Origin of the sequence: uncultured Campylobacter sp. (assembly GCF_938045775.1) — a bacterium.
Classification (GTDB): Bacteria; Campylobacterota; Campylobacteria; order Campylobacterales; family Campylobacteraceae; genus Campylobacter_B.
On sequence record NZ_CALIBH010000257.1, the window covers coordinates 1 to 1,946 of the forward strand.

Annotated in this window: 2 protein-coding genes; both read right to left on the bottom strand. The window is 49.7% G+C overall.

What is annotated here, in order from left to right:
- Nucleotides 1-695, bottom strand: a 695-nt coding sequence (locus Q0238_RS10735; protein WP_297945926.1) for a vWA domain-containing protein, incomplete at its 3' end; no start/stop codon positions are given.
- 324 nt (nt 696-1,019) lie between these two features.
- On the bottom strand, nt 1,020-1,946 hold a 927-nt coding region (locus tag Q0238_RS10740), incomplete at its 5' end, for a DMT family transporter (protein WP_297945927.1).

The window sequence follows — 1,946 nt, forward strand, 5'->3', positions numbered from 1 at the left end:
ACCTTGTCGCGCCATTTCGAGTTTGCTTTGTTATCGGTCGCTACGTCTTTGGATATCTCGGCTGCCGCTTCGAAATTTTTACTCACGCCCTCTTTGGAATTCTCGTATTTTAGGGCATTTTCGCTTTTGATGCCGATGCTGCGTGCTTCGCTTGCGGCGTCGATATTAGCGCCTAAAAAGATAAATTCCCAGTCGTATTTTTCCTGCTTGTCGCTAATCATCTTTTTGATCTGCGCTTTGGAGTATTCGCGGCTTGAGTTTTCCATACCGTCGGTGATGATGACGAAAAGCACGCGATTGTTTTTGGCATAGATGTCGGGCACTCGCTCGATACGCGCTATCGTGCTGCCAATCGCGTCTAGTAGCGCGGTATTGCCGCCGGCGTAGTACTCTTTGGACGTTAGGTTTTCGACCTTCTTAAGCGGCGTGCGGTCGTGGATGACATTAAATTTCGTATCGAAAAGCACGGTCGTGACGCTGGCGTCGATCCCCTCTTTACGCTCCTTTTCTATCATCGAGTTAAATCCGCCGATCGTATCGCTCTCAAGCCCGCTCATCGAGCCTGATTTATCTAAGATCAGCACCAATTCCAGGTGATTTACGCCGTCTTTATGATTAGGCGGCGTCTCTATCTCTACACTTTTGGCAAACAATATGCCCGCAAGCGCGGCAACAAGAAAGATGATTTTTTTCATAGGGGCTCCTTTGTTAAAATTTCATTATTTTACTATTGTATCGCTTAAGCAATGAAATTTTATCACTAAAGCTTCGCCGCACGCCTCTGCTGGGTAAATTTTAATACGAAATTTTGTCGTGGAATTTTAACGTATCCTTGCAAGAGGCGCCGCAAAATTCGACGTGACATAGAATTCTACGTGGCGCAGAATTTCGCTGTGGAATTTTAAAGGCGTAGAATTTTATACGGCACGGGATTACGCGTGCAAATTTATGCAGCGTGGAATTTTGCGTCGTAAAATTCCACGCTGCATGGAATTTATGGAATTTGCGCCGCCGCAAAATCAGACCTCTGCGGATCTGCTCCGTTTCGCGCTGAGGTAGCTTCCGATCTCGCTTATTAAGACGCCTACGAGGATGAGCGCCGCGCCTAAAATTTGCATCGCGCTTAGCCTCTCGCCGCCCACGAATACGCCCATAATACCCGCCGTTACGGGCTCGAGCGTGAAAAACAGAGCGGTTTTTACGGGCGTCGTGTATTTTTGCATCAAGGCCTGCGCAAAAAAGCCAAAAACCGTTCCCAGCAGGCAGATCACCGCCATCGCGACGAAAAAGCTTCTATCCATCACCGGCACGATGCTGACCCTCTCAAAAAAGATCGCCGCAAAGCAGCAAAGCACGCTTAAGCAGAGGATCTGTACGTAGGCGATGCCCGCTACGTCGCAGCTTTGCACGAAGCGGTTGGTCAGCACGATGTGAAACGAATACGCGCACGCGCAGACTAGCGCCAGCGCTTCGCCCTTGCCGAGACCTAGCTGCGTGTCGCCGATGAGATAGAGGCCAATGACCGCAAGCGCGATGCCTGCGTAGGCGTAGGAGTAAATTTTATGCCTAAACAGCGCCGCGGCGATGAAGGGTACGAGCGCGACGTTTAGGCCGATGATGAAGGCTACGGAGGAACTTTGCGCGAATTTAAAAGCGAAGGTCTGTGACGTAAAGCCCGCGAATAAAAACAGGCTAAGCACCGCGCCGTGCTTGATCTCGCGCGAAGTTATGGCTTTGAGCTTTGGGAAAAATATCGCACCTGCGATGATGCTCGCAGCGAAAAAGCGCCAAAATAGCAGCACGAAGACGTTGTTGCTCGCAAGTGCCTGCGAGGTGGGCAGATACCCGAGCCCAAAAGCGATCGCCACAAAGATCATTCCGATGTCGGCTCTGAATTCCAAACTTTTATTCATCTGCGTCCTTTTTGAAAATTTAAAGTCGTAATT